General features: G+C 56.0%; 23 protein-coding genes and 1 tRNA gene. 7 read left to right on the top strand and 17 right to left on the bottom strand.

The window, feature by feature from the left end; translation table 11 throughout:
- Positions 1 to 74 precede the first annotated feature (74 nt).
- Positions 75 to 149 (top strand) — tRNA-Glu (locus MWU55_RS08540).
- A gap of 77 nt (positions 150 to 226) precedes the next feature.
- Here MWU55_RS08540 and MWU55_RS08535 read toward each other — a convergent pair.
- The 5 genes from MWU55_RS08535 to MWU55_RS08515 form a co-directional block, all read right to left on the bottom strand.
- Complete coding sequence (locus MWU55_RS08535; RefSeq protein WP_246935623.1) at positions 227 to 544, bottom strand: hypothetical protein; 318 nt, start codon at positions 542 to 544, stop codon at positions 227 to 229.
- 126 nt (positions 545 to 670) lie between these two features.
- Positions 671 to 1,651 carry a diguanylate cyclase gene (locus MWU55_RS08530; protein ID WP_246935622.1) on the bottom strand — a complete coding sequence of 327 codons (981 nt, stop codon included), beginning with the start codon at positions 1,649 to 1,651 and terminating at the stop codon, positions 671 to 673.
- Positions 1,648 to 2,238 (bottom strand): heme NO-binding domain-containing protein, encoded by a 591-nt coding sequence (locus MWU55_RS08525; RefSeq protein WP_246935621.1) that lies wholly within the window; start codon positions 2,236 to 2,238, stop codon positions 1,648 to 1,650. Before MWU55_RS08525 ends, MWU55_RS08530 begins: the two co-directional genes overlap by 4 nt.
- 75 nt (positions 2,239 to 2,313) lie before the next feature.
- Positions 2,314 to 3,006: an HAD family hydrolase gene (locus MWU55_RS08520; RefSeq protein WP_246935620.1), complete on the bottom strand. Its 693-nt coding sequence runs from the start codon at positions 3,004 to 3,006 to the stop codon at positions 2,314 to 2,316.
- A 47-nt stretch (positions 3,007 to 3,053) separates the two neighbouring features.
- Positions 3,054 to 3,332: a DUF3572 domain-containing protein gene (locus tag MWU55_RS08515; RefSeq protein ID WP_246935619.1), complete on the bottom strand. Its 279-nt coding sequence runs from the start codon at positions 3,330 to 3,332 to the stop codon at positions 3,054 to 3,056.
- A gap of 91 nt (positions 3,333 to 3,423) precedes the next feature.
- Here MWU55_RS08515 and MWU55_RS08510 point away from each other — a divergent pair, with 91 nt between their 5' ends.
- Positions 3,424 to 4,809, top strand: a complete 1,386-nt coding sequence (locus tag MWU55_RS08510) for a diguanylate cyclase (RefSeq protein ID WP_246935618.1) — start codon at positions 3,424 to 3,426, stop codon at positions 4,807 to 4,809.
- 30 nt (positions 4,810 to 4,839) lie between these two features.
- Here the strand turns inward: MWU55_RS08510 and MWU55_RS08505 are convergent, their stop codons facing one another.
- The 4 genes from MWU55_RS08505 to MWU55_RS08490 form a co-directional block, all read right to left on the bottom strand.
- Positions 4,840 to 5,361, bottom strand: a complete 522-nt coding sequence (locus tag MWU55_RS08505; RefSeq protein WP_246935617.1) for a periplasmic heavy metal sensor — start codon at positions 5,359 to 5,361, stop codon at positions 4,840 to 4,842.
- Positions 5,358 to 5,771 carry a hypothetical protein gene (locus tag MWU55_RS08500; RefSeq protein ID WP_246935616.1) on the bottom strand — a complete coding sequence of 138 codons (414 nt, stop codon included), beginning with the start codon at positions 5,769 to 5,771 and terminating at the stop codon, positions 5,358 to 5,360. The genes MWU55_RS08505 and MWU55_RS08500 overlap by 4 nt, the downstream gene beginning before the upstream one ends.
- Positions 5,758 to 6,345, bottom strand: a complete 588-nt coding sequence (locus tag MWU55_RS08495; RefSeq protein WP_246935615.1) for an RNA polymerase sigma factor — start codon at positions 6,343 to 6,345, stop codon at positions 5,758 to 5,760. The genes MWU55_RS08500 and MWU55_RS08495 overlap by 14 nt, the downstream gene beginning before the upstream one ends.
- An 80-nt stretch (positions 6,346 to 6,425) precedes the next feature.
- Positions 6,426 to 7,010 carry an EF-hand domain-containing protein gene (locus tag MWU55_RS08490; protein ID WP_246935614.1) on the bottom strand — a complete coding sequence of 195 codons (585 nt, stop codon included), beginning with the start codon at positions 7,008 to 7,010 and terminating at the stop codon, positions 6,426 to 6,428.
- A 194-nt stretch (positions 7,011 to 7,204) separates the two neighbouring features.
- On the opposite strand from MWU55_RS08490, the gene MWU55_RS08485 reads away from it, so the two are divergent.
- A complete protein-coding gene (locus MWU55_RS08485) occupies positions 7,205 to 7,627 on the top strand; it encodes a DUF983 domain-containing protein (RefSeq protein ID WP_246935613.1) in 423 nt (140 codons plus the stop codon).
- Positions 7,628 to 7,645: 18 nt separating this feature from the next.
- Positions 7,646 to 8,347 carry an NUDIX hydrolase gene (locus MWU55_RS08480; protein WP_246935612.1) on the top strand — a complete coding sequence of 234 codons (702 nt, stop codon included), beginning with the start codon at positions 7,646 to 7,648 and terminating at the stop codon, positions 8,345 to 8,347.
- A 5-nt stretch (positions 8,348 to 8,352) separates the two neighbouring features.
- Here MWU55_RS08480 and MWU55_RS08475 read toward each other — a convergent pair whose 3' ends face one another.
- The 4 genes from MWU55_RS08475 to MWU55_RS08460 all read right to left on the bottom strand — a co-directional run bounded on the left by MWU55_RS08475 (position 8,353) and on the right by MWU55_RS08460 (position 11,756).
- Positions 8,353 to 9,255, bottom strand: a complete 903-nt coding sequence (locus MWU55_RS08475; RefSeq protein ID WP_246935611.1) for an EamA family transporter — start codon at positions 9,253 to 9,255, stop codon at positions 8,353 to 8,355.
- 44 nt (positions 9,256 to 9,299) lie between these two features.
- Positions 9,300 to 9,827: a lipocalin family protein gene (locus MWU55_RS16600; RefSeq protein ID WP_246935610.1), complete on the bottom strand. Its 528-nt coding sequence runs from the start codon at positions 9,825 to 9,827 to the stop codon at positions 9,300 to 9,302.
- Positions 9,828 to 9,864: 37 nt separating this feature from the next.
- On the bottom strand, positions 9,865 to 10,908 hold the full coding sequence (locus MWU55_RS08465; protein ID WP_246935609.1) for an aldo/keto reductase: 1,044 nt from the start codon (positions 10,906 to 10,908) through the stop codon (positions 9,865 to 9,867).
- A gap of 68 nt (positions 10,909 to 10,976) precedes the next feature.
- On the bottom strand, positions 10,977 to 11,756 hold the full coding sequence (locus MWU55_RS08460) for an SDR family oxidoreductase (RefSeq protein ID WP_246935608.1): 780 nt from the start codon (positions 11,754 to 11,756) through the stop codon (positions 10,977 to 10,979).
- Between the two features lie 103 nt (positions 11,757 to 11,859).
- Here MWU55_RS08460 and MWU55_RS08455 point away from each other — a divergent pair, with 103 nt between their 5' ends.
- From MWU55_RS08455 to MWU55_RS08445, 3 genes are all read left to right on the top strand, one after another.
- Entirely contained in the window at positions 11,860 to 13,467 is a 1,608-nt protein-coding gene (locus MWU55_RS08455) for a peptide chain release factor 3 (RefSeq protein ID WP_246935607.1), read from the top strand.
- Between the two features lie 60 nt (positions 13,468 to 13,527).
- Positions 13,528 to 14,094, top strand: a complete 567-nt coding sequence (locus tag MWU55_RS08450) for a hypothetical protein (protein WP_246935606.1) — start codon at positions 13,528 to 13,530, stop codon at positions 14,092 to 14,094.
- A gap of 190 nt (positions 14,095 to 14,284) precedes the next feature.
- Positions 14,285 to 15,754 carry a DEAD/DEAH box helicase gene (locus MWU55_RS08445; protein ID WP_246935605.1) on the top strand — a complete coding sequence of 490 codons (1,470 nt, stop codon included), beginning with the start codon at positions 14,285 to 14,287 and terminating at the stop codon, positions 15,752 to 15,754.
- An 86-nt stretch (positions 15,755 to 15,840) separates the two neighbouring features.
- On the opposite strand, the gene MWU55_RS08440 is transcribed toward MWU55_RS08445, so the two are convergent.
- Genes MWU55_RS08440 through nuoN form a run of 4 tightly spaced genes read right to left on the bottom strand, consistent with a single transcriptional unit; the run spans position 15,841 to position 20,483 of the window.
- On the bottom strand, positions 15,841 to 17,502 hold the full coding sequence (locus tag MWU55_RS08440; RefSeq protein WP_246935604.1) for a ribonuclease J: 1,662 nt from the start codon (positions 17,500 to 17,502) through the stop codon (positions 15,841 to 15,843).
- Positions 17,499 to 18,278 (bottom strand): type III pantothenate kinase, encoded by a 780-nt coding sequence (locus MWU55_RS08435; protein ID WP_246935603.1) that lies wholly within the window; start codon positions 18,276 to 18,278, stop codon positions 17,499 to 17,501. The genes MWU55_RS08440 and MWU55_RS08435 overlap by 4 nt, the downstream gene beginning before the upstream one ends.
- Positions 18,279 to 18,289: 11 nt before the next feature.
- Positions 18,290 to 19,042 (bottom strand): biotin--[acetyl-CoA-carboxylase] ligase, encoded by a 753-nt coding sequence (locus MWU55_RS08430; protein ID WP_246935713.1) that lies wholly within the window; start codon positions 19,040 to 19,042, stop codon positions 18,290 to 18,292.
- Between the two features lie 4 nt (positions 19,043 to 19,046).
- Positions 19,047 to 20,483, bottom strand: a complete 1,437-nt coding sequence (gene nuoN / locus MWU55_RS08425; RefSeq protein WP_246935602.1) for an NADH-quinone oxidoreductase subunit NuoN — start codon at positions 20,481 to 20,483, stop codon at positions 19,047 to 19,049.
- Position 20,484: the final 1 nt, after the last annotated feature.

Below are 20,484 nucleotides of genomic sequence, written 5' to 3'. Positions count from 1 at the left end.
AAATTCAGATTTCTTTGATTTCCCCTCTTGCGCTTGTAAATGGGCTCGCCTAATAAGCCGCCTACCAACAACGTGGCCCGTTCGTCTATCGGTTAGGACGCCAGGTTTTCAACCTGGAAAGAGGGGTTCGATTCCCCTACGGGCTGCCACTTGGTTTTCCAAACATCGCCGCATCAAATCTGCTGAGCTACGCTGCGCAAACCGGATCGCATTTTCACGTAGTTTGTTACTGGCCGACGCTGAACGTCGCTTTCCCGCCCGGACTTACAAAGATCACGGTTTGAATGTCGCCATCCGGGGCATATTCAGCAAACACGTCCATGCAGATCGGTGCGCCGGTCAATCCACGAGTGAACTCGCGACAGTATTTGTTATCATCCAGCGTCCAAGTCCCTGCAAAAGCAATGCCGTTAAACACACCTTCCAATGATCCGTCAGCATTGATGAATGCTTGCGAAACTTGTTCGCTGCTAAGCGCCCGCCCCAGAATGGATCGTATTATATCGTCTGTCTGAGACGCCACAGGGTTGGCTAAGATCGGCACCCATGAACTCGCGACAAAAAGGGTAACGATTGCATGCGATAACAAGGGCATAGGGGGGCCTCGGCTGTGTTGGAGTCTTGTTTGTGCTAAGGCCTGCCCCCTATCCTGTCAACCGAACAAAAGGACCTATCGGCTTACCGTAAATGCAGCTCTGCCAGCACGCTTTGAGGCATACAGTGCCTGATCCGCATCTTCGGCCATTTCCAAGGGATCTGGATGCACATAACTGGTCGATAGCACCACACCAATACTGGCCGACACTCCGCATTCAATATCCCTGAAAACAACGGGCTTTTCGATACGCTGGATCAGTCTGGCGGCGATTTTTTCCAAGCGTGCTGGGCAAACGAGATTGTCCAGAACAATCACAAATTCATCCCCCCCCACACGCGCGACCAGATCCACTTCGCGCGTCTCTTGTTGCAAAACATCAGCCACTGCTTCGAGCACCGCATCCCCCGCCGCATGACCATGGGTGTCATTGACGGATTTGAAGTAGTCGAGGTCCAGATGCATCAGCGAAAACGGCACATTGCGTTTCAACTGGCGGCCAAAACGCAAATCAAGCGCACGTCGGTTGGCCAAACCTGTTAGCCCGTCCGTCTGCGCCTCATTTTTGGCGACTTCTTTTTCGTCATGAAGTCGGTGTGCAAGTTGGCTTGCAATGTCCATAGCTGCTGTCTTTGCTTCTACCAGATACAGCATTTCGACGGCCAGTTCGGTGGGGGCGAAATCTGACCCCGTCAATTCATAGCGCGCGACGGCCTCTGCGATGGAATAGCCAAAAGAGAGGTTCAACAGAACGCAGTTCAAATCGGGCATAAACGCAACGGCCCCCGTCAAAGGCGTTTCATATTCGTCTCGGATCTTCAGCCGAACACGTTTGGTGTCGATTCCCCGAACATCTTCAATCCGCTTGATATTTCTTGGCCGTTTGAGCTCCAGCAACCCAAAAACGTTTCGCCCGACAACGTCGCGATCCCCAAACACCTTTTGGATGGTTGGGCCGGCGTGCTGAATGATCCCCTTTGCGTCTATCATCAGGTGCATCGGCAGAACGCGATCAAGAACACCACAAGTGAAGGGAATTGGCCGTTCCATATTCATGATACGCCACCTGTTGCCCACAAAAACTCACGCCCTTCTGCGTGTTGGCACTCAAGCAGGTCTGCTGTGATGACGACATTGTCGGCGGTCTCGGCAGTCACCTCTAAAAAAACCAGAGAGCCAAAATCATCAGCCAGAGCCCGCAGCACGCCTAAAAGCACGTAAGGCGCGCCTTTCGGAATGTTTTCGCATGTGATTTCAAAGCGATGCGGCTGCCGTTCATCCACTTGAATATTCGGTAGGTGTAGGTCCGGCACAGCCAGAAGCGAACGCCCTTTAAGGTCCTCAAGAGAGTGAAGAAAATCCGTGTAGTCAACCCCACCGAACCGCAGCAATCTGCGTACTCTTTCAACCCGCGTATCAGTTACTAGGAACGTGCCGAAATCTTCCAGCAATGATTGCCGATCCCGATTAAGGTCAACGGCCAATTGCTGAAGGATCGACAGCCCAACCTGATCATCATAGTGAAACAGTGGTTCAACCGCATTGAGGCTAAGGTCGAGCTTGGACAACACACCAGTCCACACCTGATTTCCATAGGTCAGGCGCACAAAAAATTCGAATGTCCACAGGATCAAGCCATGCATTTTCGCCACTCAGGTTATTAACTGATGACGATGTAACAGCCTAAATCTTAATAAACCGCAAAGCCGATTTGGAACCTAAACCAGTTGGTCCAACCAAGCCGGAATTTCGCCGATATCAGCAAGAACAACATCCGCAAAGGGGTGCAGCTCATCCCGTGTGGCGACCCCGGTAAGAACACCGATGGTTTTCATTCCTGCAGCGCGTCCGGCCTTCAGATCGTGCAGGCTATCACCGACCATTCCCACATGCATCGCAGGGACATCGATATGGTGCGCGAATGCCAAGCATGGGCTCGCATCTGGCTTTACACCATTTCCGCTGTCATATCCGGAGATGAAATCAAACAGATCGGAAACTTTTGCACTCTGCAAATGCTGCCTTGCAGGGCGTTCTGCATCGTTCGTTGCCACACCAAGGGCCAGCCCTCTTTCGCGCAGATGATTTAGCAATGGGACAAGCGCGACAGCCTCGACTTGCGGGGCGGTTTCAGCCTCGTCGTTAAGTATTCTTTCCAACTCACCCGAAGGCATGTCGACGTGCTTTTGCAAGGCGATCACAATTTCAGCCGGCGTGCCCGCAATTACCACGCTATCGGGGGCGAATTCCTGCGCCTCCATGTCAAACCCGACATCATGACCAATACGCGTGGCCCAATCGACATCCCCATTGGTCAGACGCAAAAGCACCTTATGTGTCCACGCTTCCCATGTGGCTTTGAAGTGAAAAAGCGTGCCGTCTTTATCAAAGAGAAGGGCCTTGATGGTCATGGTGGCTCCTGCCTGTAAACTTGGGGAACACTGCCCAGTTCCCGCCTTCAGGTCCAGTGAAAATCTGCCCCTCCGGGCAAGGCTTGTCGCACCGATGCCACCTGCACATAGGGAAGCCCCTGAGCGTCACAGGCTTGCATAACCCATTGGTCGTCCATCATCAGGAAATCCAGCATCGCAGCCAGAAACTGAGGATCGCCTGCGTTTTCACGCAACGTGTCCTGATCTGCCCCCGTCGCACCCATGAAAATCGGCAAAAGTTCTTCATTGCCAACCAGCCAACCAAGCATTTTCAACGCGATCCCTTCGGCCTGATCCGGTGTCATTTTAACACTCCTTTGCATTTGGAAAGGATTTCTTAACCAATCGGGCGCAGAGTGTCTGCACACCTTTGTCAACAACTAGCAAAATGGACACATGAGCGGAAGGATCCTCATAGCAGATGATCTGGCGACCAATCGCATCGTACTGAAGGTCAAACTGACTGTTTCATGCTACGATGTCATACAGGTCGAGCGCGTCGATGACGCGCTTGAAACCGCTCGTCGTGCGCAGCCCGACCTGATCATTCTTGGACGCGGCCGCAAAGGGCAAAGCCTGTCGATTTGCACAGCATTGAAGCAGGATCAAATTCTGTCTTCGATCCCCGTGATATTAATCACTGACAAAGATGACCGAAATTCCCGGATCGAAGCATTGCGTGCTGGTGCCGAGGATGTCTATTCCCGGGGCGGGAACGAAAGCACATTATCTGCCATGGTGCGCAACCTTATCCGGACACGCGGCACATATGAAGAAATCATGCGCCATCGCGACATCAGTACAGAGTTCGGCTGCGCGGAAGATGCAGCCAGCTTTGTACCGGCCGCGCATATCGCACTGGTGGCCCCGGACCCGGAACAAGGTCTGCTTTGGCGTCGAAACCTTTCTACCGAGATGCCCCATCGACTAGATGTGATGACGATCACACAAGCTTTGGGGGATATGAATGCTGTTCGGAATGTACCGGATGCCTTTGTGATCAGCGCATCCTTGCTGGAAGACACCGATGGGTTGCGGCTGGTCAGCGAGCTGCGTTCGCGCGTCCAAACCCGCAACGCAGTAATCGTGGTCGTCCATTCCGAGGATCGACCGAATGATGGCGCAATGGCGTTGGACTTGGGCGCAGATGCGGTCATGCATCCTTGTTTCGAAGCGATCGAATTGTCATTGCGCCTAAAGGCCCTTCTATCTCGCAAGTTAGAGCTTGATGCGCTGCGCAAACGCTTCGACCTTAACCTTTCGCTGGCCGTTCAGGATCCACTGACCGGATTGCACAACCGGCGTTATGCACAAAGCTACCTGAACCGGTTAGAGCAAGAGGCGCTTACCAACGGACAAGCCTATGCGATCATGGTGCTGGACCTTGATCACTTCAAATCTATCAACGACCGATTTGGCCACGGAGTAGGCGACAAAGTGCTGGTCGAGGTCGCAAACCGAATGCGTAAAAATCTACGAGAATTTGACCTTCTGGCTCGATTTGGGGGCGAAGAGTTTTTGGTGGCCCTGCCAGACGTCAGCCCAAAGGATGTTGCCGCGATGGCAGAGCGTTTGCGTCGCGCGGTTGGAGACGTTCCAATCAAGGTGTCAGAAATTGCTGCACCCATTCATGTCACTGTGTCGGTAGGCGTTGCCGTTTGGGGGGATCAAGCGAATGATGCCCGCAGCTCGCACGAGCTAACCCAGGCGGCAGATGAAGCGCTCTATGCCTCGAAGTCTGAGGGTAGAAATGTTGTGACCTTCGGCAAGTCGGCGGCTTAACCCACCGGCTTCCAACCCCGACCATTCAGGCTAGCGGTGTGACCTGCGATCGATCGTGGCTTCAAGCCGATCCGCAAAAGCCTTTCGTTCTTCGGGCGACATGCTCACAATTCGATCGACCACAAGATTTCGCAGGCTTTCCCCTCGGCTCCGCATACGATCCGCCTGTTGGGACATCGCGTTTTCAAGGACGCTTTTGTCAAAAGCCTCAGCTCTCAGCAGCTTCAGAAGCATTTCAAAATCGCGCTCTAGCGTTGCGCGGTTTTCCTTGAACGATCCGCCTTCGCGGCGAAACTCACGGCCAATTTCGCGGCGATCTTTGGGGTTTAAAGCCTTGGCAATCGGCGCAAAACCAAGATCGCGGATCACCCCGCGTTCCGGGCCACGGTGATCGAAGTTCGCGCGATCATGCCCCGACAGTTTCGCGCCAATGATCAGCCCCAAAACCAATAGGTTCAGCGTGAGCGAGATCACTAAAATAATGCGCGTCAAATGGCGGCGCGATTTCCTTTCGGGCTTGGAATGTTGCGTATTTTGATCAGATGCGCTCATCCTTCATCCTCCGCAAAGAGTGTTGTTCCCAAATATCCCGGCGCCAGATCTTCCAACGCATAGGACGTATCCGCAGCCGTATAATCACCCGACAACACCAACCCACCTGATAGGGTCTCAAGTTGCACGGGCTGCGTAAATCCGATCCACACACCGGCCACCGTCGCGGAGGCAAGGCTTGCCGCAGCTGGCCAGCCACCAATTGCAGAGAATATCGATTGAAGCCACCCGCCTTCTTGGGATCCTTGCCCAACAACAGGTAGAGTTTCGACCGCAGACAATTGAGCCTCGGCATCCGCAATGATGGCATTGAAGACATCAGCCGAAGGTTCGACATCCGCTTTTCGCGCCGCATTAAAGAATAGCTCAAGCTCACTGTCCAGCAGGGGCTGTTTGTCAGTCTTCGCCATATCCCAACTCCTCACGTCGTCCGGCCAGATCCTTGGCCAATGCTCTTTTGCCCCGGGCGGTTAGACTTTCCACCGCCTCGACACTTATGTCCATGATCTCGGCGATCTCGGGGTTGGTGGCCCCTTCGATATGCCGAAGTGTCACTGCAATCCGTTGCCGGTCGGGCAGCCGGTTCAGTGCACCCTGCAAGGCTTGCGCCCTGTCTTCATCCATCATGCTCTCAACCGCAGATGGCCGCCCGTCTTCTGGGTCACCAGCCGCGTCGATGTTCACTGTGCGCCGCTTGCGTAACCGATCCGTACAGAGGTTGGAAACCACACGATACAGCCAGGTTGAGACCTGAGCTTCCCCTGTACGCCAGCCTGTTGCCTGTTTCCACAAGCGCAGCATCGCCTCTTGCGTTACGTCCTCAGCCTCGGCCCGATCACCGCCAAGCAGGCGCGTCGCAAAGCCCAAAGCACGCGGTGCAAGCCTGTGGGTCAAAAGCTGTGCAGCCATTGGATCGCCATTGCCGTAAAGCACCAGCAATGCTTCATCAGAAGCTTCTTCATATGCGTCCAAGGCCATATTCATATGTCCTGCCTAGTCCGATCCGTGACACAAGACAACTTGGCAACGCCCTGCCCCGTCGGAAAGGGCGTTGCCGGCTGCAATTAGCCTTTGCGATCGCGGTTTTTGCCGCCATGACGCATGAACATCTCTTTTTGCGCTGCGTCGAATTCGGCTTGCGAAATCGCGTTGTCGTCATCCGTGTCGAAACGATCAATCAGACGTTCAAAGCGCGACAGCTCGGGGGACATTTCTTCAAAGCTGAGCGACCCGTTTTCATCCGCATCCTTTTTGGCCAACCGGTCTTCGATCTTCCAGCCCATGCGCTTTTGCATCATCTTGCCCATGCGCTTGCCGTCGCCTTTTCCTTGGCCTTTTTCCATACGATCAGCCATGCGCTTTTCGGCCTGCGCCTTCAGTTCTTCCAGCGTCAGCTCTCCGTTCCCGTCAGCATCCGCTGCATCGAAACGAGCTTTGGCGAAAGCTTGCAAATCTTCGACAGTGATCTGACCGCTTTTGTCCAGATCGACATCTGCAAATTCCATCACCATGAAGCCGCCTTTGCGCCCCATCATATCGCGTCCACCTTCTTTACCACCAAAGGCCATCGCGGCTGTTGAGGTCAATGTTAGGGCCGCGCCCAGACCAAGTGCAATGGCGGTGGCAGCTGTTTTCGCGTTCAGTTTCATAACTAACTCCTGTGTGTTCTTGCCTGTGCGACAGGGTGTTTTCCCCGACGCTATGTAACTTCAACGCACGAGCTGAGCGTTTCCGTCGCCAAGTCTCGAATTTTTCCGCGACATCGCGCCGCAAGCGCATTTCATGACATGAACTGCCCGTGGGAATCTGTATGATAGTCGGATGCGCGAACAAGGATTCACTCATGACTGAGAATGCCGAGATATCGATGGACGAGATGCCAGCCACATCCGAAGCCACAGAACGAGAGCTAAAGCCCGCCCTGCGCAAAGGCTGGGGCAAACGCTGCCCAAGCTGCGGCACGGGCAAACTGTTTCAGGGCTATCTGAAAGTGCATCACGATTGCACGGTCTGCGGCGAGGAACTTCATCACCAACGCGCGGATGATGGCCCGGCATATCTGACAATTATCGTGGTCGGCCATGTCATGGCGCCGCTGCTTCACATTTTTTATGTCCACGTGGTTCAGGATCCTTGGATGCTGGCGACCATTTTCACGGTTGGCACCGTGGCGGCTTCGCTTTACCTATTGCCTAGGTTCAAAGGCTTTATGATTGCCTTCCAATGGGCCAAACGCATGCATGGGTTTGCCGGCAAAAAATCTTAGACCACGTAAGGGGCCAAAATGGACAAATCCAAGATCATCCGCGACGCAGCAACCGTCATTCTGATCCGGGACAAATCCACGCGACCTCAGGTTCTTATGGGGCAACGCGGCGCAAAAGCCGCCTTTATGCCCAATAAATTCGTATTTCCGGGCGGTGCATTGGACGCAACCGATGCGATGGTACCTTTGGCGGATGCCGGTGCGGAACCATGTTTGACCCGTCTGGGAGAACAGGCTGACGCCTCAAAGGCGCAGGCCCTTTTGGTCGCCGCAATCCGCGAGCTTTGGGAAGAAACCGGACAAATTCTGGGGGAAGCTGGCAGCTGGAATGGCACTATCCCTGAAGACTGGAAGAGTTTTGCCGATGCAGGCTTTATTCCGTCAGCCAAAGGCATGTCCTTTGTTTTCCGCGCCATCACGCCCAAAGGCCGCACCCGCCGTTTCGATGCGCGCTTCTTCTCGGTCGACGCCGATGAGTTGCAGACCGATATCGACGACTTTTCGCGCGCATCGGACGAGCTAAGCCATCTGCAGTGGATCCCGTTGGATGATGTGCGTCGGTTTGACCTGCCCTTCATTACCGAAGTTGTTTTGGCCGAGATCGTTGGCAAGCTTCCAAATATTGGCGCGCCCGCAGAAGTGCCATTCTTCAACAATTCGGACGAGGAAAGCCTGTTTGAGCGCCTTGGCGGCGTTGGCCCGCTGTCCGCGTTGAACTAACGGTCCTATTTCAAAAACAAGACCAGCATTAGAACCGACACTAGGATAAGTGCGGTTCCACCATATTCGCGTCCGCTAACCTTTTCGCGAAAGACAAAAATTGTAGCTGCGTAGGAAAACAACAGCTCAATCTGACCAAGCGCTTTCACAAGAGCAGCATTCTGCAAAGTGAATGCGGTGAACCAGCAAAAACTCCCGATCATCGAGCTTAGCCCGACAAGCACGCCTACGCGCCACGCCGCAAAAACGCGGCGGATCTCGCCTTTTTCGCGCAGCGCCATCCATGTTGCCATGACCAGCGATTGAAACGCCGTCACCACAGCCAGTGTGAAACCCGCACGCGAGATCACGTCATCGACATCCAGCGACAAAGACGCCCCACGATACCCAATGGCGGAGAACGAGAACAAAAGTCCAGCGCCAAGTCCAAGGGCAGCGGCTTTGTTAAAGAACCGTCGCCACCCCTGCCCGCCTTCCGGTGGGTCCGACAGCAATATCAGCCCCAAAAAGCCGATAACGATCGCCAAGGCACCAGCCAGTTTGACACCTTCCCCAAGCACCAACAGCCCAGTCAGAGCTGTCAGCACGACCTCGGTTTTTTTGAAGGTGATACCGACCGCGAAGTTACGTTCGGCAAACAATGCGACCACGCAAATGGTGGCCAAAATTTGGGCAATCCCACCTACGGAGGCGAATAGGAAAAAGCGCGCTTCAGGGCGTGGAACCTCGTGCCCGCTAAGGACAAAATACGCGGCCATCAAAAGCGCAACCAACGGTGCGGAGTACACAAACCTTGCAAATGTCGCGCCGGTTGCGCTTAACCGCGTGTCCTTCAGCCGCTTTTGCAGCATGAACCGCAGGTTCTGCGAGAACGCTGCCAATATGGTGATCGGAATCCAAGCTTGCATGCTCATGCCTTCGCATGATGCGGCACCCGGAACAAGGGCATAGCCTAGCGCATACGCAACCGGCTTTTATCATAGCCATTAAACGCCAGCATATCCGCGGCTGCTTTAATACGATCTTCGCCGCCGGTCCGCTGGCGATCGATGATCCAGCCGAAACTGCCAGACGGTGTGCCAATCGCAGCGGTGCGATAATCCGCATCCACCCAAAGCACCCAATATTCGGTGCCAAAAGGCGGTGTGCCCACGATGATGCGTCCGGCTGTATTCATGCTGGCGTCATAGCGTTCACGCGACCCGGTAGAGTTGCTGACAATGATCCCAGACACTCCGGCGGCTCCGGCCTCGACCACGACATTGCCGTATAGGGGCTTTTCGCCGGGATGCACAAACTCCCCCCGGATCACCCATTTGCCCGCGAACCTCGCCGCATCAAACCGGGTCGTTGAACTGATCGGCCGTTTTGTGTTGCGGTGAAACTCCACCCCGTCGTCGCCACCGCCCAGACATGCGGTTAGAGCCGGCGTCACAGCGGACGCCGCCATTAGCTTAAACAGATTGCGTCGATCAATCACAGGAAACCTCGTTACTTAACCTAAGTATTTCAGACTGTTAGTAAGGCATCGGATGGGCACGATGCGCCACATCGATATCTGCCAGAACTTCATCTGTTAGGACAAGGTCTTTGCCGTCAAGAATATGTCCCAGCTGCTCCATCGAAGAAGCCCCAAAAATGGTCGACCCCATAAACGGACGCCCGACCGAGAAGGCGAGCGCCATCTGCGTCAAATCAAGCCCGTGTTTGTCAGCAACCGCCTGATAGGCATCGACAGCCGGGAATGCACGTTCGGTGACCCTGCCCCCGAGGCCAGGATAGATATCAAGTCGCGACCCTTCCGGCACAGCACCCTTTTGATATTTCCCGGTCAGAAGACCCGTCGCCAAAGGTGAATAGGACAGAACCCGCGTGCCTTCATTCATGCAAAGCTCTGCCAAATCAGTATCGGCCAATCGGCACATCAGGCTGTATTCATTCTGGACCGAGATCACCTCGGGCGCGCCCATCTCTCGTGCAAGACGCAGCCATTGGGCCGTACCCCATGCACTTTCGTTGGACAGCGCAAAATGGCGCACTTTGCCCGCGGCAACGACTTCGCTCATGGCGGTCAGAACGTCTCGCATATGCGCTTCGGTTGCTTCGCGGTTCTGGCCCGATGGATCAAAGGTCCAATTCTGGCGGAATGCATAGCTTCCGCGCATCGGCCAATGGGTTTGGTAGATGTCGATATAGTCGGTGTTGAGCTTTTTCAGGGAAGCGTCCACCGCCTCGTGAATGACCGCGCTGTCATAACCTTTACCGCCCCGCTTCCAGCCCGGATTATCGCCCGACACCTTGGTCGCGATGACAACATCGTCGCGCCGACCGGTTTTCGCCAACCAACCGCCGATTGTGGCCTCGGATGCTCCGCAGCGTTCGGCTTTGATGGGGTTCACCGGATACATCTCGGCGGTATCAATGAAGTTGCCGCCATGATCCAAGAACATGTCGATCTGATCGTGGCCTTCGGCTTCCGTGTTTGTGGATCCCCACAGCATCGAGCCAAGGCAAAGCGCGCTGACTTCAAGTGCGCCATCGGCAAGTTTGTTCATACGCATCGTGTTTCTCCTTTGGCCTTAGCCATGTTGTTCAGGCAGCAAATGATGGTGGATTGAGGTGTCAGTGGTCAGAGCGTCGTGTTGGTCGCACCGCCATCCAGAAGCACATTCTGTCCGATCATGAAACCCGCATGTTGCGAACACATGAAAGCGCAAGTGGCGCCGAATTCTTCCTTGGTGCCATAGCGTCCGGCCGGAAGGGTTTGGAACTTCTGCGCGCGCGCCTCGTCAAATGACACGCCGCTCGCATCCGCAGCCGCCTGATCAAGCGAGATCATGCGATCCGTGTCGTGCAGCCCCGGTAGAAGGTTGTTGATGATCACACCCTGACCCGCCATCTGGCGCGAGACGCCTGCGACAAAGCCGGTCAGACCTGTACGTGCTGTGTTGGACAGCCCCAAAACCGCAATCGGAGCCTTCACGGACACGCTCGTGATGTTCACAACACGGCCCCAACCGCGCTCTGCCATACCCGGGATGAGCGCCTGCATCAGTGCAATCGGCGTCAGCATATTGGCGTCAAAGGCTTCAATGAACGCGTCGCGTTCCCAATCGGTCCAAGTGCCGGGGGGCGGCCCGCCCGCATTGGTGACAAGAATATCAACGTCGCCTGCGGCCTTTAGAACGCGTGCGCGGCCCTCTTCCGATGTGATGTCGGCGGCCACGGTCACCACTTCGACGCCCGTTTCGGCTCGGATTGCTTCGGCAGCCTCCAACAACGGACCCTCGGTCCGTGCGTTCATCACCAGCGACACGCCTTCACGCGCCAAAGCCTGTGCGCAGCCAAATCCCAACCCTTTGGACGATGCGCAGACCAGTGCGCGCTTGCCAGAGATTCCCAGATCCATCTTATCCTCCACCGTGTTTGACCCAGACCTAGCAGCGCATCCCGTCTGAGGGAAGCGTGCATGCATGTTGCACCACCCTGCCCCCGTCGCTATATGCCAATCCATGTTGGACACGAATACAAACCGCCCCGAATTGCCGCCCGAGATTGCGCGCCGTCGCACTTTTGCGATCATCAGCCACCCGGATGCCGGCAAGACGACCCTGACCGAGAAATTCCTTCTGTATGGTGGCGCCATTCAGATGGCCGGACAGGTGCGCGCCAAGGGCGAGGCACGGCGCACACGATCCGACTTCATGAAGATGGAGCAAGACCGGGGCATCTCGGTCTCGGCCTCGGCCATGTCGTTTGATTTCGGCAAATACCGCTTCAATCTGGTGGACACGCCCGGCCACTCGGATTTCTCGGAAGACACCTATCGCACGCTGACCGCTGTGGACGCGGCGGTTATGGTGATCGACGGGGCGAAAGGTGTTGAAAGCCAAACCCAGAAACTGTTCGAAGTCTGCCGTCTGCGCGATCTGCCCATTCTGACCTTCTGTAACAAGATGGACCGCGAAAGCCGCGATACATTTGATATTATTGACGAAATCCAAGAGAACTTGGCCATCGACGTGTCCCCGGCCAGTTGGCCTATCGGGATGGGTCGCGACTTCATGGGCACCTATGACCTTTTGAATGATCGCCTTGAACTGATGGACCGCGCCGACAGAAATGTCGTGGCTGAGACCATCGAGATCAATGGGCTGGACGACCCCAAACTGGCCGAGCATGTGCCCGAACATCTGCTTGAGAAGTTCTTGGAAGAGGTCGAGATGGCGAAGGAACTTTTGCCTAAACTCGACCCTCAATCGGTTTTGGAAGGCCACATGACGCCAATATGGTTCGGCTCGGCCATCAACTCGTTCGGCGTGCAGGAATTGATGCAGGGAATCGCCAATTACGGCCCGGAACCGCAGCCCCAGCAGGCTGATCCCCGTGCCATCGCGCCCGAGGAAAAGAAAGTCGCGGGCTTTGTCTTCAAGGTTCAGGCCAACATGGATCCGAAGCACCGTGACCGCGTCGCGTTCATGCGTCTGGCCTCGGGCCACTTCAAACGCGGTATGAAACTGACACATGTGCGCTCGAAGAAACCGATGGCAGTTTCGAACCCTGTGCTGTTTCTTGCCTCTGACCGCGAGCTTGCGGAAGAAGCTTGGGCAGGTGACATCATCGGCATCCCGAACCACGGACAGCTGCGCATCGGCGACACGCTGACCGAGGGCGAAATGATCCGCGCCACCGGCATCCCCTCTTTCGCGCCAGAGCTGCTTCAAACAGTGCGCGCGGGCGATCCGATGAAAGCCAAGCACCTTGAAAAGGCACTGATGCAGTTTGCGGAAGAAGGGGCTGCGAAGGTCTTTAAACCCAACATTGGTTCCGGCTTCATCGTTGGCGTCGTTGGCGCGCTTCAGTTCGAAGTGCTCGCAAGCCGGATTGAAATGGAATACGGCCTGCCTGTGCGGTTTGAACAGTCCCAATTCACCTCGGCCCGTTGGATCCTTGGCGAAAAGGATGAAGTCGAAAAGCTGGTCGACGCTAACAAGCAGCACATTGCCCATGATAACGACGGAGATCCAGTATTTCTGACGCGTCTTCAATGGGATATCGATCGTGTTGAACGTGATTATCCCAATCTACGCCTGTCCGCCACCAAGGAAATGATGGTATAAGCCATGTGCCCGCCACGCCCCTCGCCTTTGCAAAACCGCGTTTTGCCAACGGGCGAGATTGTGGCGGACACAGCCCGCGGGATATTCACCGGAAATCGGGGCATCCTGCCTTTCACCGACGGCAAGCTGGGTACATCCCGCTGGAAACACAAGCATTGGATTATCTGCGACCTTAAACATCCAAAAGGCCGCAATCACGGCCCCATGCCGACACGGGCGTGGACACCGCTTTTCTTTTTGGACGAAGCAGTTGGATTGGCCGCAGGTCACCGCCCTTGCGCCTATTGCCGACCAAAAGCTTACAAGCGCTTCAAAGCAGCCTGGTCAGAGGCACATGAACCGATGTCACATCGCGAAATGGATCGTGTTCTGCACCAGTCGCGCGTGACACGTTCGCGACAACAGGTCAGGCACGAGGCATCATGCGCGGACCTGCCAGACGGCAGCTTTATCCTAAGGGATAATCAGCCCTTTCTGCTTCATCAGCAGCGGGCTTTCCCCTATCTGCGTGACAAATATGGTCCTGCAATCCCGCAACCAGCCGAGCGTGTCACTGTGCTGACGCCTGCACCAATCATTGATATCCTGCGCCACGGATATCAGCCTATCCTGCATCCCTCAGCCTAGCTGTCGCTATTTGTGCAACATTCGCAACGCTTTGCTGGGATTGGGCAGAATATGACCCATGTCATTGACCAAGGCCCTTTTTTTCTTTACCCACATGCCCAACCGAAGGGGCGCTGAATATGCGCACACGCCACACGGGCCTTCCCTTCTTAGACGCACGGGCGCGACATGTCCGTGAAACAGGACATACATGACCAAATTTTCTGATTTAAAACTCAGCCCGAAAGTGCTGAAAGCTGTTGATGAAGCGGGCTATGAAAGCCCCACCCCCATTCAGGCGGGTGCCATCCCCCCGGCCCTTGAAGGCCGCGACGTTCTTGGGATTGCCCAGACTGGTACCGGTAAAACCGCATCCTTCACCTTGCCCATGATTTCGGCCTTGGCACGGGGTCGCGCGCGTGCGCGTATGCCGCGTTCCTTGGTGCTTTGCCCCACGCGCGAATTGGCAGCCCAGGTCGCTGAGAATTTCGACATCTATGCAAAGCATGTGAAACTGACCAAAGCGCTTTTGATCGGCGGCGTAAGCTTTAAAGAGCAAGACCAACTGATCGACCGTGGTGTTGACGTTCTGATCGCCACACCGGGTCGCCTATTGGACCATTTCGAGCGCGGTAAGCTTTTGCTGACCGGCGTGCAGATCATGGTGGTGGACGAAGCCGACCGGATGCTCGACATGGGGTTCATTCCCGACATCGAACGTATTTTCGGCCTGACGCCGTTTACGCGCCAGACCCTATTCTTCTCGGCCACCATGGCGCCCGAGATTGAGCGGATCACCAACACCTTCCTGTCGAACCCCGAACGGATCGAGGTCGCCCGTCAGGCAACCACATCCGAGACGATCACGCAGGAATTGTGCATGTTCAAGGCCTCGCGCCGTGACCGTGCCGCGTCCGAAAAACGCAAGCTCTTGCGGGCACTTATCGACCGTGAAGGCGACAAATGCACCAACGCAATTATCTTCTGCAACCGGAAGACGGATGTGGATATCTGCGCGAAATCCCTTAGCAAATACGGATATGACGCTGCTCCAATCCACGGTGATCTGGATCAGTCCAAACGCATGGAAGTTTTGGATGGATTCCGCGCGGGTACGCTTCGGTTCTTGTGTGCATCAGACGTGGCAGCCCGCGGGCTTGATATTCCGAATGTGAGCCACGTGTTTAACTATGATGTGCCGGGTCACGCTGAAGATTACGTCCACCGCATTGGGCGTACCGGTCGCGCAGGTCGTGAAGGCAAAGCCATCATGATTTGCGAGCCGCGTGACGACAAAAACCTTGAAGCGGTTGAACGTCTGATCGAACAGGAAATCCCGCGCGTTGAAAATCCAGTTTCGAACGAAAAGCCTCAGCGCAGCCGTGCGAAATCTGATGAGCAGCGCACTGAAAAACCCGCAAGACCTGCCCGTAAGCGCAAGTCGGTCGATGAAGTGACAGAAAAGCCTGCGCGCAAGCGCAAGTCTGATGATGCCCAAGACATCAAGACCGAAGCCCCCGTGAAAGAACAACCAAAGCCCGAAGCCAAGCCCGAGCGGAATGATCGCAACAAGGGACGTGGCCGCGGTGGCAACCGTCGCGACACCAACAAAGTGGTCGGCATGGGTGATCACCTGCCCGAGTTTATCGCCAAAAGCTTTGAGGAACGGCGCGCGGGTTAAGACCTTGCAGCATTGAACAGAAAACCGCGCGACCCCACCAGGTTCGCGCGGTTTTTCTTTTTGCAAGCCCCCTTACGGTGCGACGTTTACTCCAACCGGCTGACGATGATGGTCACTTCAGGCTTGCGCCCGATCTCATCATTGGTGGATTTGCGCGCGATGCGTTTCAGTTCGTCCGCTAGCTTATCTTCGTCGCGAAGCGTCTTGTTCGCAGCGCGCATAAGGAACTGACCAAGGTCTTCTTCTAGAACATCCACCAAAGGCGCATTTGACTGACCAACCTCTGGCAGGCCCATGAGCTCCACCCACGGCTCCCCTAACGGCTCATCACCATCTAAGATCACGTTCACGATCACATGGCCGTTCAGCGCCAATCGGATACGGTCGCGCACAATGCCGTCAAGCGACCCGATCAGAATGTCCCCATCCAGATAGATGCGATCCGTTTCAACATGTTCCACAACATGAGGCTGATCCCCGGTCAGATCACATACGGCTCCGTTCACTACCACCATCGAGGCCCGCCCCGCATCAGACGCAAGCTTGGCATGTTCACGCAGATGCCGGTGTTCACCATGCATTGGGATCACCATTTCGGGGTTGATGATCTCATGTGCGCGCAAAAGATCGGGGCGGTTCGCGTGACCCGAAACGTGGTAGCGGTCGTTCTCGGCCACCAGTTCCACGCCCATCTCGGAAAACGCATTCATGATGCGAATGACGCCGCGCTCGTTGCCCGGAATGGTCTTCGACGAAAACAGGAACATGTCCCCTTCCGCCATCGTCAGCCCCATATACTTGCCCCGCGCCAATTGCGCCGAGGCCGCCCGGCGTTCGCCTTGGCTTCCTGTCACGATCAGCATCAGGTTTTCACGCGGAATGTCGCGGGCATCTTCCGGCGTCACAGTGGTCGGAAAGTCATCCAACTCACCCGTTTCGATCCCTGCTTGAATCATCCGCCGCATCGCGCGTCCCAACAAGCAGATCGAGCGCCCGGCGGCCTTGCCTGCCTCGGCCAGTTGCTTCACCCGCGCCACGTTTGAGGCAAATGTCGTCGCCACAACCATATGCGGCGCGTCTTTCATCAGGGCCACCAGCTCGGGGCCAACCTCGGCCTCGGAGCGTCCGGGATTGGGGGAAAACACGTTGGTGGAATCGCAGACCAGCGCCTTTACGCCAGGCTTCGCGATCTTGCGCCACAAGCCTTCGTCAAACTTGTCACCCAACACTGGGGTCTCATCCAACTTGAAGTCACCGGTGTGCACGATCCGGCCCGCGGGCGTATCAATCACCAAGCCAGCGCTTTCCGGGATCGAATGGCTGAGCGGCATGAAGCTGACCTTAAACGGCCCAGCATCAATCACCTGCGGATAGACACCCGCGGCAATTACGGCCTCAGCCACCTGCCCCGCTTCTTCCATCTTTCGCTGCGCATGATAGCGCGTGAAAGGGCGCGCGTGGATCGGCGCCTTCAGCTTGGAGTACAAACGCCCAACAGCGCCCACGTGGTCTTCGTGCGCGTGGGTGATGAAAATCGCTTCAAGCCGGTCGGCGTTGTCTGCCAGCCATGTGACGTCGGGCATGATCAGGTTCACGCCCGGCGTCGTATCCATATCCGGGAAAGTCACACCCAGATCCACAAGGATCAGCCGTTCCTTTCCGGGTTTGCCATAGCCATAGACATAGGCATTCATGCCGATCTCGCCGGCGCCCCCCAGCGGGAGGTAAATCAGACGGTCAGCACTCATATGTTGCCCTGTTCCTTATTGTAGTCGTAGATGCGCACAAGCCCGTGCATGGTCAGATCCTCGTCGATCTTATCGTATAGTTGCGCGCCTTGTTCAAAGAGCGGCGCGAGCCCTCCTGTTCCGATAACCTTCATGGGAAGGCCATATTCGTCTTTCACCTTTTGCACCAACCCCTGCACAAGGCCAACATAGCCCCAAAAGATGCCAGATTGGATGCAGCCCACCGTGTTGGTCCCAATCACCTTTTCAGGTTGGGTCACGTCCACATGTGGAAGGGCCGCTGCCCCTTGGTGCAGAGCCTCAAGCGACAGGTTTACGCCCGGTGCGATCACGCCGCCGATATAGGCGCCATCATGGGCGACCACGTCGATATTGGTAGCGGTTCCGAAATCCACCACCATGCAATCGCCACCGTAACGTTCAAAACCAGCCACGGCATTGGCCAGACGGTCAGGACCGGGCGTGGTTCCCTGGTCCACGCGTGGGGCGACAGGCAAAAGGCAATCAGGCTTGCCAACCACCAGCGGGCGACAGCCAAAGAAACGATCCGCAAAGACACGCAGGTTCCAGACCACGCGTGGCACGGTCGAGCTGACCACCAATCCGGTGATCTGCGGATCGATCTTGTAGTGATTGATCAGCGTCGAGAACCAAGTGAAATAGGCGTCTGCCGTACGCGAATGGTGGGTTGATGTTCTGAGCGTGCACAGAAATTTCTCGCCATCCCAGATCGAGAAGACGGTGTTTGTATTGCCGCAGTCAATGGCCAGAAGCATGTGCCACTCCCTTAGAAAAAGATCTCGGCCGCGGGGATCACCTCGCGCGCTTTGGCCGTTGATAAGACAAGGTTGCCAGCCGCGTCCACTGTTTCAAATCGTCCCACATACTGGTCACGAGTGGTGCGGGCCGTGATTGTATCGCCCAACCGAGCTGCCCGGGCGAGCCATGCTTCTCGGATTGGTTCAAACCCGTAGGTCACAAATTGGGTCTCGTAGTGATCATACGCAGGGGCCAGAAAGCCCAGGAAGTCTTCTTGCGATAACTGAACACCGGTTTCGCTGGCTAGGCTGACAGGGGCGACCGCTCCGGCTTCGACTTGTTCAACCTGCGGCGTGTCGATCAGATTAACCCCGATCCCGATGGCGATGTGGCTGACTTGCCCTCCGGCCACGCCGGCGCTTTCCAAAAGGATGCCAGCGACTTTACCGCCATTCAGCAAAACGTCATTTGGCCATTTCAGCGACAGCCCGTCGGTTCGACCCGTAGCCGTCGCAAAGGCGTCGTACAAAGCCAGTGACGCAACGAAACTGCGCAGCGCAACCTTATCAGGGGTTTCATTCGGGCGCATGACCAGAGTGGCCGAGAAATGGCCTTTCGGCGCGGCCCATGCCCTGCCCCTACGTCCGCGACCTGCGGTCTGTTCCAGCGCAAGGATCCATGTAGGGCCCAAAAGGCCCGGCGCGATACGCCGGGCCTCTTCATTGGTGCTGTCCACCGTGGTCAGAACGCGTTTTTCAACGCCGTCTGGCCATTTGGGCAGTCCGTTATTTGACAAGGGCTTCTGCAGCGGCCGCGGCCGCGCCTTCGATGCCGAAGAAATTCACGACACCCAATAGGATGATCGCGGCAGACCCCATCAAAGCGGCCCATGCGGCAGGCGACATGTTCAGCTCAACGCCGTCACCCTCTTCTCCAAAGTACATGAAGTACACGATGCGCAGGTAGTAGAAGGCGCCGATCACGGATGCAATCACACCAGCCACCGCCAGCCATGTCAGACCAGACTGAACTGCGGCGATCAGCACACCATATTTGGCAAAGAAGCCCAGCATGGGCGGCACACCAGCAAGCGAGAACAAGAGGATCAGCATCGCCAACCCCTTCAGTTTGTCATTCACGGCAAACTGGTTCAGCGCGGCAATGTCCGTAACCGGACGGCCATCACGCTCCATCGACATGATGAAGGCGAAGGTGCCGATGTTCATGGTCAGGTACACAGCCATGTAAAGCAGCATTGCTTGAATGCCGTATTCACTTCCCGCAGCCAGACCAAGAAGGGCAAAGCCCATATGGGCGATGGATGAATAGGCCATCAGGCGCTTGATATTGGTCTGCCCAATGGCCGCGAATGCGCCAAGGAACATGGATAGTACCGCCAAAAGCGCGATGATCTGCTGCCAGTCGCCTACGGCCTGACCGAATGCGTCAAACATGACGCGGGCAAAAAGACCCATGGCCGCCAATTTCGGAGCGGTGGCAAAGAACGCTGTCACCGGGGTCGGTGCGCCTTCGTACACGTCTGGGGTCCACATATGGAACGGTACGGCTGAGACTTTAAAGGCCAGACCAGCGGTCACGAAGACCAGACCAATCAGAAGACCAAGGCCAACCTGACCGTGGTTTGCGGCTTCGATGATGCCCGAGAAGACCGTTGTGCCCGCATAGCCGTAAACCAGCGAAGAACCATAAAGAAGCAGGCCCGAAGACAACGCGCCCAACACGAAATATTTCAGACCGGCTTCGGTCGACTTCACGCTGTCACGGTTCAGCGACGCAACGACGTAGAGCGACAGCGATTGAAGCTCCAGCCCCATGTAAAGCGACATCAGATCCCCAGCAGAGACCATCATCATCATGCCGACAGTGCCGAGCGTGACTAGAATTGGGTATTCAAAGCGCAGCAGGCCACGACGCGCCATGGTCGCCTCGCCCATCACCAAAACAGCGGCGGCAGACAAAAGGATCGCAACCTTGGCAAAGCGCGCATAGGCGTCATCAAGGAACATGCCGTTGAAGGCAGCAGTGTTGCCGTCCCCGCCAGCCACCATCAGGGCCACGATCACCATCACGGCGCCGGTGATCCATGTGATCGGTTTGGCCAAGGCATCCTTGCCCGTATAGACCGCAGCCAGAAGCGCCACCATCGCATAGATCGCAAGGATCAGCTCAGGCAGAACCGTTTGAAAATCAACAGAGCTCATC

The organism is Aliiroseovarius sp. F20344 (assembly GCF_023016155.1).
In the GTDB taxonomy this organism is placed as follows: Bacteria; Pseudomonadota; Alphaproteobacteria; order Rhodobacterales; family Rhodobacteraceae; genus Aliiroseovarius.
This window is presented reverse-complemented; position numbering and strand designations above follow the sequence as displayed.